The sequence below is a fragment of the Stenotrophomonas sp. SAM-B genome (genome assembly GCF_013387485.1).
In the GTDB taxonomy this organism is placed as follows: Bacteria; Pseudomonadota; Gammaproteobacteria; order Xanthomonadales; family Xanthomonadaceae; genus Stenotrophomonas; species Stenotrophomonas maltophilia_AA.
The window spans coordinates 1-16,634 of sequence record NZ_JABBXB010000009.1 but is presented as its reverse complement, the minus strand read 5'-3'; the positions used below and the strand labels follow the sequence as shown (position 1 = coordinate 16,634).

At 67.6% G+C, this 16,634-nt stretch carries 12 protein-coding genes; 8 read left to right on the top strand and 4 right to left on the bottom strand.

The genetic code is table 11. The annotated features are described in order from the left end of the window. Positions 1–54: 54 nt before the first annotated feature. The 4 genes from prpF (at position 55) to pbpC (ending at position 10,197) form a co-directional block, all read left to right on the top strand. Positions 55–1,239: a 2-methylaconitate cis-trans isomerase PrpF gene (prpF, locus tag HH110_RS15880; RefSeq protein ID WP_176990575.1), complete on the top strand. Its 1,185-nt coding sequence runs from the start codon at positions 55–57 to the stop codon at positions 1,237–1,239. Positions 1,240–1,259: 20 nt separating this feature from the next. Beyond that, positions 1,260–2,717, top strand: a complete 1,458-nt coding sequence (locus tag HH110_RS15875; RefSeq protein ID WP_176990574.1) for a bifunctional 2-methylcitrate dehydratase/aconitate hydratase — start codon at positions 1,260–1,262, stop codon at positions 2,715–2,717. Positions 2,718–2,848: 131 nt separating this feature from the next. Continuing rightward, on the top strand, positions 2,849–7,768 hold the full coding sequence (locus tag HH110_RS15870) for an alpha-2-macroglobulin (protein WP_176990573.1): 4,920 nt from the start codon (positions 2,849–2,851) through the stop codon (positions 7,766–7,768). A gap of 53 nt (positions 7,769–7,821) precedes the next feature. Then, positions 7,822–10,197, top strand: coding sequence for a penicillin-binding protein 1C (pbpC, locus tag HH110_RS15865; RefSeq protein ID WP_176990572.1), 2,376 nt, complete (start codon positions 7,822–7,824; stop codon positions 10,195–10,197). Between the two features lie 73 nt (positions 10,198–10,270). Here the strand turns inward: pbpC and HH110_RS15860 are convergent, their stop codons facing one another. Both HH110_RS15860 and HH110_RS15855 read right to left on the bottom strand, forming a co-directional pair. Continuing rightward, positions 10,271–10,855, bottom strand: a complete 585-nt coding sequence (locus HH110_RS15860) for a bacterioferritin (protein WP_176990571.1) — start codon at positions 10,853–10,855, stop codon at positions 10,271–10,273. Positions 10,856–10,884: 29 nt separating this feature from the next. Then, positions 10,885–11,367: a peroxiredoxin gene (locus HH110_RS15855; protein ID WP_176990570.1), complete on the bottom strand. Its 483-nt coding sequence runs from the start codon at positions 11,365–11,367 to the stop codon at positions 10,885–10,887. A 251-nt stretch (positions 11,368–11,618) separates the two neighbouring features. On the opposite strand from HH110_RS15855, the gene HH110_RS15850 reads away from it, so the two are divergent. Next, entirely contained in the window at positions 11,619–12,515 is an 897-nt protein-coding gene (locus HH110_RS15850) for a DnaJ C-terminal domain-containing protein (RefSeq protein WP_176990569.1), read from the top strand. A 124-nt stretch (positions 12,516–12,639) separates the two neighbouring features. Here the strand turns inward: HH110_RS15850 and pilH are convergent, their stop codons facing one another. Both pilH and HH110_RS15840 read right to left on the bottom strand, forming a co-directional pair. Continuing rightward, positions 12,640–13,023 carry a twitching motility response regulator PilH gene (gene pilH, locus HH110_RS15845; RefSeq protein WP_176990568.1) on the bottom strand — a complete coding sequence of 128 codons (384 nt, stop codon included), beginning with the start codon at positions 13,021–13,023 and terminating at the stop codon, positions 12,640–12,642. An 89-nt stretch (positions 13,024–13,112) separates the two neighbouring features. After that, positions 13,113–14,108 carry a YhdH/YhfP family quinone oxidoreductase gene (locus tag HH110_RS15840; RefSeq protein WP_176990567.1) on the bottom strand — a complete coding sequence of 332 codons (996 nt, stop codon included), beginning with the start codon at positions 14,106–14,108 and terminating at the stop codon, positions 13,113–13,115. A gap of 221 nt (positions 14,109–14,329) precedes the next feature. On the opposite strand from HH110_RS15840, the gene hflK reads away from it, so the two are divergent. From hflK to HH110_RS15825, 3 genes are all read left to right on the top strand, one after another. Further along, a complete protein-coding gene (hflK, locus tag HH110_RS15835; RefSeq protein ID WP_121038866.1) occupies positions 14,330–15,451 on the top strand; it encodes an FtsH protease activity modulator HflK in 1,122 nt (373 codons plus the stop codon). Next, positions 15,448–16,311 (top strand): protease modulator HflC, encoded by an 864-nt coding sequence (gene hflC / locus HH110_RS15830; protein ID WP_019186091.1) that lies wholly within the window; start codon positions 15,448–15,450, stop codon positions 16,309–16,311. The genes hflK and hflC overlap by 4 nt, the downstream gene beginning before the upstream one ends. A 69-nt stretch (positions 16,312–16,380) precedes the next feature. Beyond that, on the top strand, positions 16,381–16,566 hold the full coding sequence (locus HH110_RS15825; protein ID WP_088432982.1) for a DUF2065 family protein: 186 nt from the start codon (positions 16,381–16,383) through the stop codon (positions 16,564–16,566). Positions 16,567–16,634: the final 68 nt, after the last annotated feature.

The following is a 16,634-nucleotide window of genomic DNA, read 5'->3' as shown; positions in this document are numbered from 1 at the left end:
CCACCCGAATCACGACGGCCCGGCAACGGGCCGTCTTTCCATCAGGACTTCGATATGGCGTTTCTCCCCCAGCTCCGCATTCCCGCCACCTACATGCGCGGTGGCACCAGCAAGGGTGTGTTCTTCAAGCTGACCGACCTGCCTGCCGCGGCGCAGGTGCCGGGTCCGGCGCGTGACGCGCTGCTGATGCGCGTGATCGGCTCGCCTGATCCGTATGCCAAGCACACCGATGGCATGGGCGGCGCGACTTCCAGTACGAGCAAGTGCGTGATCCTCTCCGCACCGTCGGTGCCGGAGCACGACGTGGATTATCTGTACGGCCAGATTTCGATCGAGACCGCCTTCGTCGACTGGAGCGGCAACTGCGGCAATCTCAGCACGGCGGTGGGCCCGTTCGCGATCAGCAACGGGCTGATCGATCCGGCGCGGATTCCGCACAACGGCGTCTGCACCGTGCGCATCTGGCAGGCCAACATCGGCAAGACCATCCTGGCGCACGTGCCGATCGTGGATGGCCAGGTGCAGGAAGAAGGCGATTTCGAGCTGGATGGCGTGACCTTCCCGGCCGCGGAGATCCAGCTGGAGTTCCTGGATCCGTCCGATGAGGGCGAGGGCGGGGCGATGTTCCCGACCGGCAACCTGGTCGACACGCTCGACGTGCCCGGCGTGGGCAGCTTCCAGGTCACGATGATCACCGCCGGCATTCCGACCATCTTCCTCAATGCCGCGGATCTGGGTTACACCGGCACCGAACTGCAGCCGGCGATCAATGAGGACAAGGCCGCCCTGGCGCGATTCGAGGCGATCCGCGCGCACGGGGCGGTGCGCATGGGCCTAATCGAGACCATCGAACAGGCGGCGACCCGCCAGCACACGCCCAAGGTCGCCTTCGTCGCGCCGGCGCAGGACTACGTGTCCTCCAGTGGCAGGCAGATTGCCGCCGGCGAGATCGACCTGCATGCGCGCGCACTGTCGATGGGCAAGCTGCACCACGCGATGATGGGTACGGCGGCCGTTGCCATCGGTACCGCCGCCGCGATTCCGGGCACGCTGGTGAATCTCGCCGCCGGCGGTGGTGAGCGTGAATCGGTGAGCTTCGGTCATCCCTCCGGCACCTTGCGCGTGGGTGCACAGGCGATGCACGTTGACGGTCAGTGGACGGTCACCAAGGCCATCATGAGCCGCAGCGCCCGCGTATTGATGGACGGTGCGGTACGGGTGCCTGCCACTACCTTGTAATACCCAACAGGAGAATCGCGATGTCCGGTCACGACAGCCACGGCAACCAGCGCCCGCCATGGGACACGGTCCTGACCGACATCGTCGATTACGTCCGCGACTACCAGGTCAGCTCGCCGCAGGCGTACACCACCGCGCGGCACTGCCTGATCGACACGCTGGGCTGCGGGCTGGCGGCGCTCTCGTTCCCGGCCTGCAGCAAGCTGCTCGGGCCGCTGGTGCCCGGCATGCGGGTGATCAATGGCGCACGCGTGCCCGGTACCCGCTTCGAGCTCGATCCGGTGCAGGGCGCCTTCAACATCGGCGCAATGATCCGCTGGCTGGATTTCAACGACACCTGGCTGGCGGCGGAGTGGGGCCATCCCTCCGACAACCTCGGCGGCATCCTCGCCACCGCCGATTGGCTCAGCCGCAATGCCGAGGCGCTGCGCCGGGCGCCGCTGACCATGCGCGATGTGCTGGCCGCAATGGTCAAGGCGCATGAGATCCAGGGCTGCCTGGCGCTGGAGAATGCGTTCAACCGGGTCGGGCTGGACCACGTGGTGCTGGTCAAGGTCGCCTCCACCGCGGTGGTCTCGCACATGCTGGGCCTGGATCGCGAGCGCATGCTCAATGCGCTGTCGCTGGCCTGGGTCGATGGGCAGTCGCTGCGCACCTACCGGCACGCGCCCAACACCGGCTCGCGCAAGAGCTGGGCGGCCGGTGATGCCACCAGCCGTGCAGTGCGCCTGTCGCTGATGGCCGCGGCCGGGGAGATGGGCTATCCGAGTGCGCTGACCGCGCCGACCTGGGGCTTCTACGATGTGTCCTTCGGCGGGCAGCCATTCCGCTTCCAGCGGCCTTACGGCAGTTACGTGATGGAGAACGTACTGTTCAAGATCAGCTATCCGGCCGAGTTCCATGGCCAGACCGCGGTCGAGGCGGCGATGCAGCTGCACGCGCAGATGCGCGCCAGCGGCAAACGCAGCGAAGACATCGCGCAGATCACCCTGCGCACCCAGCAGGCCTGTCTGCGCATCATCGACAAACCCGGCCCGCTGCATAACCCGGCCGACCGCGACCACTGCGTGCAGTACATGGTGGCGATCGGCCTGATCTTCGGCCGCCTGGTCGCCGAGGACTACGAGGACGACGTGGCGGCCGATCCGCGCATCGATGCGCTGCGGGCGAAGATCACCTGCGTGGAAGATCCCCGGTTCACCGCGGATTACATGGACCCGGACAAGCGCAGCATCGCCAACGCGCTGCAGGTCACCTTCACCGATGGCAGCACGATGGACGCGGTGGTCGAGTACCCGCTGGGCCATGCCCGCCGCCGTGCAGAGGGCATCCCGCTGCTGGAGGACAAGTTCCGCCGGCACCTGGCCGGGGTGTTCCCGACCGTGCAGCAGCGCCGGATCCTGGAGGCGTCACTGGACCCGGTGGCGCTGGAGGCGATGCCGGTGCACGAGTATGTGGACCTTTACGTGGCCGGGTAGACGCCGACCGCTGGTCGGCTGCCCTTCGCCGTGGCCCCGCCCGCCGCCCATGACGCCCGGATCGCCCGGGGTCGCCCGCGAACGGGCGGGGACGGCCCGTATACTGGCGGCCTTGTTCAAGGAGTGACGTCATGGCTAGCCGCAGTCGGTTCGGGCAGTGGAGCTGGAAGGGAATCGCGGGCCTGGCGCTGGTCGCCGGCCTGGCCATCGGCGTCGGGGGCTGCAAGCGCAACGACAGCGGCCAGCTGCCGGCACCGTCCGGCGCGCCGATCACGGCCAAGGCCGAGGCGGTCACCGAGTTCACCCTGGTCCGGGCCTACCCCGATCAGAAGAGCGACGGCCTGTCGCTGGCGCTGGAGTTTTCGCGCCCGCTGGTCGGCACCCAGGACTTCGACACGCTGGTCCGTTTCGCCGAGAAGGTCGGGACCGAGGACAGCAGCTGGTCGCTGTCCGATGACGGCAAGACCCTGCGCTATCCGTTCGTGGAGGCGGCCAAGGAATACTCGCTGATCGTCTCGCCCGACCTGCTTGCCGCCGATGGCAGCCGGATCGGCAAGGAGCTGCGCCAGAAAGTCTTCACCGGTGAGCTCAAGCCGGTGGCCGGGTTCGCCTCGCAGGGCAGCGTGCTGCCGGCCAAGGACAGCCGCGGCCTGCCGGTGGTCTCGGTTAATGTGCCGGAAGTGGACGTGGAATTCCTGCGCGTGCGCGAGAAGGAACTGCCGAACTTCTTCAGCCAGTACCAGCGTGGCGGCCGCCGCGGCAGCTGGGAGCTGGACAGCGATTACGGCGACAAGACGCCGATGTCGCAGCTGGCCGAGCCGGTCTACGTGAACCGCTTCGTGATCGGCGGCAAGCAGAACGAGCGCGTGCTCACCTACCTGCCGACGCAGGACATCAAGGAGCTGCAGCAGCCCGGCCTGTATTTCGCGGTGATGAAGCGCAGCGGTTCGTTCGAAGGTGAGTACGACACCGCCTTCTTCACCGTCAGTGACATCGGCCTGCATACGCGCGCCTACAAGGACAAGCTGTTCGTGCACACGGCCTCGCTGCAGAGCGGGGCGTCGCTGAAGAAGATCGAGCTGCGCATCCTGGATGGCAAGGGCGAGGTGGTGCTCAAGGGCGCGACCGACGGCAACGGCAATGCGCTGCTCAATTACACGCTGGATGCCAGCCATGTGCTGATCGCCAGCAGTGGCGGCGATACCTCGATGCTGCCGTTCAACCAGCCCGCGCTGGACCTGAGCGAGTTCGCCGTCGCCGGGCGCGACAATGCCTGGTTCGACGTGTTCACCTGGTCGGGCCGCGACCTGTACCGCCCCGGCGAGACCGTGCGCATTTCCGCGCTGCTGCGCGACAACGACGGCAAGCCGGTGAAGCCACAGCCCGTCTTCCTGCGCCTGAAGCAGCCGGACGGCAAGACCTTCCGCGAGACCCGCCTGACCCCGGGCGAGCAGGGCTACATCAGCTTCGAGCAGCTGATCCCGGCCGAGGCGCCGACCGGGCGCTGGCAGGTGGAGTTCCGCACCAATCCGGCCAGCAAGGAAGCTATCCAGGGCATGACCCTGCGCATCGAGGAGTTCCTGCCCGAGCGCATGAAACTGGACCTGGACAGCGCACAGAAGACGCTCAAGCCGGGCGAGCCGCTCAAGCTGCAGGCCGACGCCGCGTATCTGTACGGCGCGCCGGCCGACGGCAACCGCTTTACCGCACGCTTGGCCGTGGCGGCCGAGCAGTCGCCGGTGGAGTCGCTGCCGGGCTATTTCTTCGGCGATCCGACCACCGCGCTGCCGCGCGAGGCGCGCGACGTCATCGATACCGAATTCCCGGCCGACGGCAAGCTGCGCCAGGACGTGGAACTGCCGGCCGAGGTCAAGCCGACCGCGCCGATCGCCGTGGTGCTGTCCGGCAGCGTGTTTGAAACCGGTGGCCGCACCGTGACCCGCACCCTGAAGCGGGTGATGTGGCCGGCCGCGGCCCTGGTCGGCGTGCGCCCGCTGTTCGATCCCAAGGATGGCGCGGATGCCAACAGCAACGCGCGTTTCGAACTGATGCGCGTGGACGCGGCGGGCAAGCCGCAGCCGGCCAAGGGCCTGAAGGTCACGCTGGTGCGCGAGCTGCGCGATTACCACTGGACCTTCAACGACAACCGCTGGGATTACGATTTCACCCGCCGCTTCGAGAACAAGGACACCCGCACCGTCGATGCCGGCAGCGCGGCGGTCGGTGTTGATGTCCCGGTGGAGTGGGGTGAGTACCGGCTGGACGTGTTCGACCCGGCCACCGGGCTGACCAGCCGCTATCCGTTCAACGCCGGCTGGAGCTGGAACGACGACAACCGCGGCCTGGATGCGCGCCCGGACAAGGTCAAGCTGGCGCTGGACAAGACCGGGTACAAGGCCGGCGATACCGTGCGCGTCACCGTGACCCCGCCGCATGCCGGCAAGGGCGTGCTGATGGTCGAGAGCGACAAGATGCTCTACGTCCAGGACATCGACGCCAAGCCGGGCAGCACCTACGACATTCCGGTCACGGCCGAGTGGGAACGCCACGACGTCTACATCACCGCGCTGGTGTTCCGTGGTGGCAGTGCGCCGAGCAAGATCACTCCGGCCCGTGCGGTCGGCGTGGTGCATGTGCCGATGGACCGCAAGTCCCGCCAGATCGCGGTCGGCCTGGTGGCACCGAAGCAGATGCGCCCGGAGCAGACGCTGCCGGTGACCGTCAGTGCCCCGCAGCTGGCCGGCAAGGTCGCGCATGTGACTGTCTCGGCGGTGGATGTGGGCATCCTCAACATCACCCGCTTCCCGGTTCCCGATGCCGCCGCGCACTTCTTCGCGCAGCGCCGCCTGGGCGTGGATGCGTATGACATCTACAGCCGCGTGATCGAAAGCTTCGACGGCAGCAGCGGCAAGCTGAAGTTCGGTGGCGACATGGCACTGGCCGCGATGCCCCAGGCCAAGCGTCCGACCGCGCGCGTGCAGACGGTGGATCTGTTCTCCGGCCCGGTGAAGCTCGATGCCAAGGGCATCGCGCGGATCGCGCTGAAGGTGCCGGATTTCAACGGTACCCTGCGCGTCTCGGCGCTGGTGTACGCCGATGACCAGTACGGCAAGCGCGATGTGGAGACCGTGGTGCGCGCGCCGATCCTGGCCGAAGCCAGCATGCCGCGCGTGATGGCGCCCGGGGATACCAGCACGGTCACCCTGGACGTGCAGAACTTCACCGGCACGCCGGGCGAGTTCAAGGTGCAGGTCGATGGCATCGGGCCGCTGACCCTGGGCGACGCCAGCCGCACGCTCAAGCTCAACGCCGACGCCAAGAGCACGCTGAGCTTCCCGCTGACCGCGCGCGAGGGCTACACGGTGGCCAAGGTCCGTGTGCGCGTGGACGGCAACGGCTTCAAGGTCGATCGCCGCTATGACCTGCCGGTGCGCGCGGCGTGGCCGCAGGTGCTGCGCGCACAGACCCGCACGCTGGATCCGCTGGCCGCCGTCACGATGGAAGCCGGACTGGCCGATGGCCTGATGACCGACTCGGTGACCGCGCGCATGCTGGTCAGCGCGCTGCCGCCGATTCCGTTCGCCAGTGCCTTGAGCGGTGCACTCAACTATCCGTATGGCTGCGCCGAACAGACCACCAGCAAGGGCTATGCCGCGCTGATGCTGGATGAAGCGACCTCGGCCATGCTGGGTGCGGACGGGCTGGATGCCAAGACCCGCCGCGAGCGCATGGAAGGTGCGTTCGGCCGCCTGGCCTCGATGCAGGTAGCCAACGGCAACTTCTCGATGTGGGGCGACGACGGCTACATCAATCCGTGGCTCACGCCGTACATCGCCGAGTTCCTGCTCGACGCCAAGGACGCCGGCTTCGCGGTACCGGACAACGTGCTGCAGAAGGCGCTGAACCGCCTGAGCGAAGATCTGCTGTCCGGCGGCAACCAGTTCTATGGCGAGGACCGCCGCGAGAACCTGAAGTTTGCCAACCAGGCCTATTCGGGCTACGTGCTGGCCCGGGTCAACCGCGCGCCGCTGGGTACCCTGCGTGCGCTGTATGACAACGAGCGCAGCAAGTCGCTGACTGGCCTGTCGCTGGTGCACCTGGGCATCGCGCTGTCCCTGCAGGGCGACCACAAGCGCGGTGATGCGGCCATTGCCGCCGGCTTTGCCAAGAGCGCGGACGACCGTCCGGCCTACTTCGGCGATTACGGCAGCGCGGTGCGCGATGACGCGTTGATGATCGCGCTGCTGCACGAACGCAAGCTGTCCAAGCCGGCCTACGATGCACGCGCGGTCGATCTCGGCCGCGCGCTGGACGCCCGCCGCAACAGCGGCTGGATGTGGTTGAGCACCCAGGAGCAGGTGGCGCTGGCGCGCATGGGCAAGGCGCTGTCGGCCAACCAGAAGAAGCTGGTGTCCGGCGAGCTGGTGGTCGGTGGTGAGAGCGAGAGCATCTCGGCGCGCCGCATGTTCGGCCGCAGCTTCGACTACGCCGCGCTGGCCAAGGGCGTGCGCTTCAGCCCGCAGGGGGAGCCGCCGATGTTCGCCAGCCTGGAAGTGGCCGGCATTCCGCGCAACCCGCCGGAACCGGACAGCCGCACGCTCGGCGTGGAGCGCAGCTGGTACACCACCGACGGCAAGCCGTGGACGCCGCGTCCGCTGAAGGAAGGCGAGGCCCTGATCGTGCGGGTCAGCGTCACTCCGAACGTGGACATGCCCGATGCCCTGCTGACCGATCTGCTGCCGGCCGGGCTGGAGATCGAGAACTTCAACCTGGGCGATGCCAAGCAGTGGGCCGATGTCGTCGTCGACGGGTTGAGCGTCAACGATCGTGGCGATGCGGCCAACATCAAGCACGAAGAGTTCCGCGACGACCGCTATGTGGCCGCGCTGAAACTCTCGCGTGGCAGCACCGCCAAGGTGTTCTACCTGGTGCGTGCGGTCACGCCGGGCACGTATCGCGTGCCGCCGCCGCTGGTGGAGGACATGTACCGTCCCGACCTGCGCGGCGTGGGTCGCAGTCTCCCGGCCTCGCTGACCGTGGTGCAGCCCTGATCGCAGGGCGGGCCGTCGCGATGACGGCCCGCCTGCCTCGCTGCTGAATGGACATGACGTCTCTTTTTTCCAAGCGGTCGTGGGCCTCCGTACGACGCAACGTGCTGCCCTGCCTGCGTTGGGGCACGGCGGCGGTGCTCGCGCTGCTGCTGGTGATGGATCTTGCGTTCCCGCCACCGCTGCCCAGGCAGCGCGACACCAGCACCCTGGTCGTCGCGCGCGATGGCACGCCACTGCGCGCCTTCGCCGATGCCGACGGGGTGTGGCGCTACCCGGCCTCCGCCGACAGCGTCTCGCCGCTGTACCTGCAGGCGCTGCTGAACTACGAAGACCGCTGGTTCTGGCGGCATCCGGGCATCAATCCGTGGGGACTGCTGCGCGCCGGCAAGCAATGGCTGTTCGAACAACGGATCGTCTCCGGCGGCTCGACCCTGACCATGCAGGTCGCCCGCATCCTCGATCCGCATACGCGCACGCCATGGGGCAAGACCAAGCAGCTGCTGCGCGCGGTGCAGCTGGAACTGCACCTGAGCAAGGCGCAGATCCTGGCGCTGTATCTGGAGCGCGCGCCCTACGGCGGCACCATTGAAGGCGTGGAGGCGGCGAGCTGGGCCTATCTGGGCAAGCCGGCCTCGCAGCTGTCGCATGCCGAGGCGGCGTTGCTGGCGGTATTGCCGCAGTCGCCGAGCCGGCTGCGTCCGGACCGGCACCCGGAAGCGGCGCAACGTGCGCGGGACAAGGTGCTGGAGCGGATGGTGTCGCTCGGCGTGTGGTCACGCGAGGAGGTCGATGATGCGCGCATCGAGCCGGTGGTCACGCGTGCCCTGCAGCCCCCGCTGCATGCAGCGTTGCTGGCCCAGCGCCTGCGCTCGGCGCAGCCGCGGGTGGCGCGGATCGAGAGCACGCTGGATATCGGCCTGCAGCGCACGCTGGAGGAACGCGTGTCGTCGTACTTCTCGCAGTTGCCCGAGCGCACCTCGGCCGCGCTGCTGGTGGTGGACAACCGCACGCTGGAGGCGCGTGCCTATGTCGGCTCGGTCGCCTTCGGCGACAAGCAACGGCTCGGCCATGTGGACATGGTCCAGGCCTGGCGCTCGCCGGGCTCGACGCTGAAACCGTTCCTGTACGGCATGGCGCTGGATGATGGCCTGATCCATTCGGAAAGCCTGATGGTGGATGCGCCACAGAGTTTCGGCGGTTACCGGCCGGGCAACTTCGATGCGGCCTTCAACGGGCCCGTCAGTGTGGCCACGGCGCTGCGGTTGTCGCTGAACGTGCCGGCCGTGGACCTGCTGGACCGGGTCGGCTCGGCGCGCTTCGCGGCACGCCTCTCGCATGCGGGCATCAACCTGCGCTTTCCGCACGGCACTGCACCGAACCTGTCGCTGATACTGGGCGGTACCGGCGCGAGGCTGGAGGATCTGGTCGGTACCTTTGCCGCGTTCAATCGCAACGGCATCGCCGGGCGGGTGCGGTACACCGCCGAGGATGCGGTGATCGAGCGTCGCCTGATGTCACCGGGCGCGGCCTGGATCACCCGCGAGATGCTCGAATCCAATCCCCGCCCGGGCTATGGCGCGGGCACCTTCGACGTCACCGGCCGCCCGCGCGTGGCCTGGAAGACCGGCACCAGCTATGGCTACCGCGATGCCTGGGCGATCGGCACGACACGGCATTACACGGTCGGCGTCTGGGTCGGGCGCCCGGATGGCACGCCGCTGCCCGGGCAGTACGGCGCGGTGACCGCGTTGCCGCTGATGTTCGAGGTGATCGACAGTCTGCCGCGCCAGGCCGGCGATGCCAGTGCGGCGCCGATGCCGACGAGCGTGGCGCAGGCCGATATCTGCTGGCCCACCGGGGGTCTGGCCGAGCAGACGGCGCCCGCGCTGTGCCAGCGGCGGATGCCGGCGTTCGTGCTGGACGGGGCGGTACCGCCGACCTTCGCCGAGCGCGATGCGCGGCTGTGGCAGCCGGGGCTGCAGCGCTTCCAGGTGGATTCGCGCACGGGGCTGCGGCTGTCGCCGGAGTGCAGCCGCCCGCATGAGACGGAGTCGCGTGAGATCGCACGCTGGCCGGCGTTGTTGTCGCCGTGGCTGCCGCAGGCGCAGCGTCAGGCCTCACAACTGCCCGCACTTTCGCCGGATTGCAGCGCGGATGGCCGCGATAGTGGCGGCACCCTGCACATCGAGGGGCTGAACGACCGCGCCACCCTCGCACGCGCGCCGAATGCCGAACACGGCGTGCGCCTGCAACTGCGTGCGCTGGGCAATGAGACCACGGTGGACTGGCTGCTGGATGATCGCTGGATCGCCCGCACCGAAGGCGCGCGGCTGTTCCAGCGCGATTTCGACGAGGTGGGCGAGCACACGTTGACAGCGTTGGCCGCCGATGGTGCCTGGACACAGGTCCGGTTCCGGATCCTGCGCTGACGCGGGTAGTGCCGGCCGCTGGCCGGCACTGAAGTGCGTTCGGACTCTGCGAGGAGCCGGCCAGCGGCCGACGTTACTCGCCGATCCAGCCGTCGAGCAGATCGGCGAATTCGTCGGCGTGCTCTTCTTCCTGCGCGAGGATCTCTTCGAGGATGCGCTTGGTCGTGGTGTCCTTGTCGCCGACGAAGTTGATCATCTCCCGATAGCTGTCGATCGCGATGCGCTCGGCAATCAGGTTCTCGCGGACCATGTCGCGCAGGTCGCTGCCTTCCTTGTACTCGGCATGCGAACGTGCGGTGAGCGTATCCGGATTGAGATCCGGCTCGCCGCCGAGCTGCACGATGCGCTCTGCCAGCTTGCCGGCGTGCGCCTGCTCCTGCTGTGCGTGCTCCAGGAACTCGGCCTTGATCGAATCGGCGAGCATGCCCTTGGCCATGAAGTAATGGCGGTAATAGCGCAGCACGCACACGTACTCGGTGGCGAGCGCATCGTTGAGCAGCTTGATCACCGCCTCGCGGTCGGCGCTGTAGCTGTCGGTGATCGCGCCGTCTTCGATGTCCTTGCGGGCCTTGGCGCGCAGGGTGGCGGTATCGCTGATGCCCGGCGGACGGGCGGTGTTCGGGGCGGTATCGGGGGTGTTCTTGGCTGGCTTGGACATGGCTGGCCGGATTCCTCTGTTGCGTGGGTCTAGCGGGGGAGATGCTCCAGCACGTACTGCGCCGAAGACACCTCGAATTTTCCGGGTTCCTCGATGAAGGTTTCGCGCACGACACCGTCTTCGACGTACAGCGCGAAGCGGCGCGAGCGGATGCCCATCCCGGAGCTGCTGGCATCCATCTCCAGGCCGAGGGCCCGGGTGAACTCGCCATTGCCGTCGGACAACAGCTGCAGGCCGTCGGGCACCTGCTGGCTCTCGCCCCAGGCCTTCATCACGAACGGATCGTTGACCGCCATGCAGAACACTTCGATCCCGCGGTGGCGGAACTCGGGGAACTGCTCGATGAAGCCGGGCAGGTGCCGAGCCGAACAGGTCGGGGTGAATGCGCCGGGCACGCCGAACAGCACCGCTTTGCGCGCATCGAACAGGGCATGGGTGTCGATGGTCTCCATGCCCTCGCGGATGCGCTTGAGGGTGACTTCGGGAATGCGGTCGCCAACGTGGATGGTCATGCGGACTCCTTGGACACAGGCAGGGTAGTGAGGGGCATGGGATGGCCATGTCAACACGTTGAAAACCGGACGTGCAGACCCATCTGGAGCGGGAGAGGCGGGCTACCGGGGGCAGCGTAGCCGGCCGGGATGTCCGCCGCATTGCGCAGGATCATTCGCGCCCGGCGTCACGGTGGGCCGGTCCGCAGCGGCTAGAATTGCGCGGACGGCGCCCGCCCACGCGGGTGGCCGAACTTAGTCGAGGTGTTTGGATGGAATTCAAGGATTACTACGCCACGCTCGGGGTGGAACCCACCGCGGGCGATGCTGAGATCAAGACCGCTTACCGCCGCCTGGCGCGCAAGTACCACCCGGATGTGAGCAAGGAAGCGGGGGCGGAGGACAAATTCAAGGCGGTCAACGAGGCTTATGAGGCGCTGCGCGACCCGCAGAAGCGCGCGGCCTATGACCAGCTGAAGGCGCAGGGCTACCGGCCCGGCGAAGAGTTCCACACCCCGCCGAACTATGGCGGTGGGCAGGGCTACGATTTTGAAGAGGTGTTCGGGGGCGGCGCCGGTGGCGGCGGCTTCAGCGACTTCTTCGAAAGCCTGTTCGCGCGCCAGCGGGGCGGCGGTGGCGGCCGCGCCAGCGGATTCGGCGGCGCCAGCCAGGGCCCGCAGCCCACCCGCGACACCCGCGCCAAGCTGTCGGTGCCGCTGGAGGCCGCTTACCAGGGCGACAGCCTGCGCATCAACGTGGGCGGCAAGCAGCTGGATGTGCGCGTGCCCAAGGGCATCCGCCCCGGCCAGGTGATCCGCCTGACCGGGCAGGGCACCGGCGGTGGCAACCTGCTGCTGGAAGTGGAATACGCCGAACACCCGCAGTTCGAGGTGGACGGGCGCAACATCCTGTACACCCTGCAGGTCACCCCGTGGCAGGCCGCGCTGGGGACCAGCATCAGCGTGCCGACCCTGGGCGGTGCGGTGGAGTTGAAGGTGCCGGCCGAGTCCGACGCAGGCCGCAAGCTGCGCCTGCGCGGCCGGGGCCTGCCGGGCAACCTGGATGGCGACCAGATCGTGGAGCTGGAGATCATCGCGCCGGCGCCGACCGACGAAGCGCAGAAGAAGGCCTACAAGGCGCTGGCCAAGGCGTTCGGCGAGAAGGTGTGAGGCAAGGCGTTGCGCGGCGTCCCGGTCATCGTTGCGTACCGACCAACGGTCGGCATCTACCGGGTCGGCCGCGATTGCCTTCGCGGTAGAAGCCGACCGTTGGTCGGCTCATCGTGCCATCGGCTCACGCCGTCGGCGGTTCCTGGTGGCTGAAAACGCGCTCCAGCACCTCGGACAGCTCGTCCTCGGAGAACGGCTTGGTGATGTAGGCCTTGGCGCCCTGCCGCATGCCCCACATGCGGTCGGTGTCCTGGTCCTTGGTGGTCACCAGGATCACCGGGATGTGCTTGGTCGAGGCATCGCGTGCCAGGGTACGGGTCGCCTGGAAACCATTGAGGTTGGGCATCACCACGTCCATCAGCACCAGATCGGGCAGCTCGGCCTTGGCCGCTTCCACCCCGGCCGCGCCATCGGTGGCGGTCAGGATTTCGTGCCCGAGTTTTTCGACGATCCGCTGTATCCCCAACAGCTGCGACGGTGAATCGTCGACGATCAGAATGCGTGCCATGTTGTTCCCCGTGTGATGCCCGCAGTGTAGTGCGGGCCTCGTACCGTCGTGAAGCGCCGGACGTGCCGTCCGTCGCCCGGCTGCCACGCTCAGTCGATTCGTACCACCGTGCGGCCGTGGTTGCCGCCTGCGAGCAGGGCATCGAACGCTGCCGGCAGGCCATCCAGCCCGACTTCGCCCGTGCAGATCGTCTCCAGATGCGCCGGTTTCCACGCGCCGCCCAGCTTCGCCCAGACTGCTTCGCGCAGATCACGCGGTGCGCTGGAGGACGACACACCGATCAGCGACACGCCGCGGATGATGAAGGGCATGACCGTCATGTCCAGCGCCGGGCTCGCGGCCAGGCCGGCGCTGACGACCGAGCCGTAGGGCACGGTCTGGGCCAGCAGGCTGGTCAGCATCGCGCCGCCGGCATTGTCCAGGCCGCCGCCGAAGCGTGCCGATTCCATCGGCCGGGTGGTCGCCAGCACGTCCCGCGGCAGGACCTCGCGGGCACCCAGTCCACGCAGGTAGTCGGCCTGGTCGGCCTTGCCGCTGATCGCATGCACCTCGAAACCGGCCCGGGTGAAGATGTCCACCGCCAGCGAGCCGACCCCGCCGGTCGCTCCAGTCACGGCCAGCGGCCCGTGGGCGGGGGTCTGCCGGTTGTCCAGCATCCGCACCAGGGCCAGCGCAGCGGTGAAGCCGGCCGTGCCCAGGATCATCGCCTCACGCGGGGTCAGTCCCGTCGGCTGCGGGATCACCGCGCTGGCGGCCAGGCGCACATATGGGCTGTAGCCGCCATCGCGGGTCTCGCTCAGCCCGCAGCCAGTGGCCAGTACCGCATCGCCCTCGCGGTAGGCCGGATCGGTCGAGGCGACCACGGTGCCGGCCACGTCGATGCCGCCGACGAGCGGGAAGCGGCGCAGGATCCTGCCCTTGCCGGTGCCGGCCAACGCATCTTTATAGTTGACCGAGGACCAGTGCGCGCGGATCACCACCTCGCCCGGGTTGAGCTGGTCCAGGCCGATCGGTTCCAGCCCGGCGTGGTAGCCGGTATCGTCCTGGTGGATGCGGAAAGCGTTGAACCGGTCGGGAATTGCCATGAAGATGCCTGACGGGGGAAAACACCACCTTACCCGCTGCTCCGGCGCGCGGGGACCCTCACGGACCTTCGCGGATGCGGTTATGAATCGTTCCCCGAGATGCGTGACCCCTTCCAATCCTGTCAATCTGCCCCATCTAGTAGAATCGACAGCGATTTAACGTTTTAACGGTTGACGGTGCGGGAATGGCCCGCAGGCAACCTTACCTTGATGGAGCGTGCATGGCCTGGAATACACCCGGCGGCAACAAGGGCGGACAAGGCCCCGACGAGAATCGACGTGGGCCGTTCGGTCCTCGCGGTGGCGGCAATGGCGGCGGTTGGGGCGGTTTGCCCGGTCCGCTGAAAGACCTGTTCGATGGCGGCATCCTGCGGTGGGTGGCAGTGGCTGCGGTGTTGCTGCTGCTGTTCTCCAGCTTCCAGCTGATCGGCGAACAGCAACGCGGCGTCGTGCTGCGCTTCGGTCAGTTCCATCGCATCCTGCAGCCAGGCCCGAACTTCAAGCTGCCGTGGCCGCTGGAATCGGTGACCAAGGTCAATGCCACCGAGATCAAGACGTTCAGCAGCCAGGTGCCGGTCCTGACCCGCGACGAGAACATCGTCAACGTCTCGCTCAACGTCCAGTACCGCATCGACGATCCGCGTCTGTATCTGTTCGGCTCGGTCGATGCCGACCAGGTGCTGGAACAGACCGCGCAGAGCGCCGTGCGTGAGCAGGTCGGTCGTGCGGACCTCAACAACGTGCTGAACAACCGTGGCCCGCTGGCCGTGGCGGCCGAAGAGCGCCTGCAGGCCTCGCTCGGCAGCTACCGTACCGGTCTGTCGGTGACCGGTCTGACCCTGCCCGATGCCCGCCCGCCCGAGGAGGTCAAGCCGGCCTTCGACGAGGTCAACGGTGCCCAGCAGGTCAAGGAGCGTCTGATCAACGAAGCCCAGGCCTACGCGGCCAAAGTGGTTCCGGAAGCGCGCGGCCAGGCCTCGCGGGCCCGTACCACCGCCGAAGGCTACAAGCAGGCCGTGGTCGCCAAGGCCGAGGGTGATGCCTCGCGCTTCAGCCTGCTGCAGGTCCAGTACAAGGATGCCCCGGAAGTCACGCGCAAGCGCCTGTGGCTGGAAACGGTGCAGAAGGTGCTCTCGGAGAACCGCAAGATCATCGGTGGCGATGGCCGCCAGCTGATCTACGTGCCGATGCCGGGCGACAACCGCACCAGCACCAATGCCGCTCCGGCGGTGACCCCGGAAGTCATGCTGCCGTCGCTGCCTGCCAGCACGGCCGTCGATGGCGTTCGCAATGCGGAGCGTCCGACGACGCGCCCGACCGGTCGTGAGGAGGGCAGCCGATGAGAAGTTCACTGTGGATTGGTCTGGCCGTAGCGGTCCTGCTCGGCCTGTTGGGTTCGGTCTACGTGGTCCGTGAGGACCAGACCGCGATGGTGTTGAACCTGGGCAAGGTGGTCCGTGCGGACATCAAGCCGGGCCTGCACTTCAAGGTGCCGCTGGTGGAAACGGTGCGCGTGTTCGATCGCCGCTTCCAGGTGCTCGACACCGCCCCGGCGCGTTACTTCACCGCCGAGCAGAAGGACGTCAGCGTCGACTTCTTCGCGATCGGTTATATCTCCGACGTGCGCGCGTATTTCCGTGCGACCGGCGGCGATGCCCGCGTGGCGAATGCCCGCCTGGCCCCGATCATCACCGACTCCCTGCGCAACCAGATCAACTCGCGTTCGTTGCAGCAGCTGGTGTCCGGGGATCGCAGCGAACTGATCGCCAACCAGCTGACCGGCATCAACGAGTCGGTCAAGGCGCTCGGCATGCAGATCATCGACCTGCGCATCAAGCAGATCGACCTGCCGACCGACAGCCAGGTGATCAACGATGTGTACGAACGCATGCGCGCCCAGCGTAAGCAGGAAGCCGCCAAGCTGCGCGCCGAGGGTGAGGAGCAGTCGCTGACCATCCGTGCCCAGGCCGACCGCGAGAGCACCGTGATCGTGGCCGAAGCCGAGCGTGATGCCCAGCAGCTGCGTGGTGCCGGCGATGCCGACGCCGCCCGCATCTACGGCAAGGCCGGCTCGGCCGACCCGTCGTTCTACGCCTTCTACCGCAGCCTGGAGGCCTACCGTGGCTCCATGACCGACGGCAACGGCGTGATCGTGCTCGACAAGAACGACCCGTTCCTGCAGTACCTCAAGAGCGATCGCTGAGGCCGCAGGCGGTAGTCATCCACGGGGACCCGGTGCAGACCGGGTCCCCGTTTTGTTTGTGGAGATGTCATGAAAGATCTGTTCTCGGCCCTGTGCCTGGTCGCCGTGCTCGAAGGCCTGTTCCTGTTCGCCGCCCCGTTGGCCTGGAAGCGGATGGCCGAGCAGCTGCTGATGCTGCGCAGCAGCGCCCTGCGTGCCTGGGGCGGGGTGATCCTGCTGGCCGGGCTGACCACGCTGTGGTGGTTGAAGCACTGAGCGGGTTCCCGCCATGCCCTGTCTGGTAGTGCCGGCCGCTGGCCGGCTCCCGGGATGGCCTGGAGCCG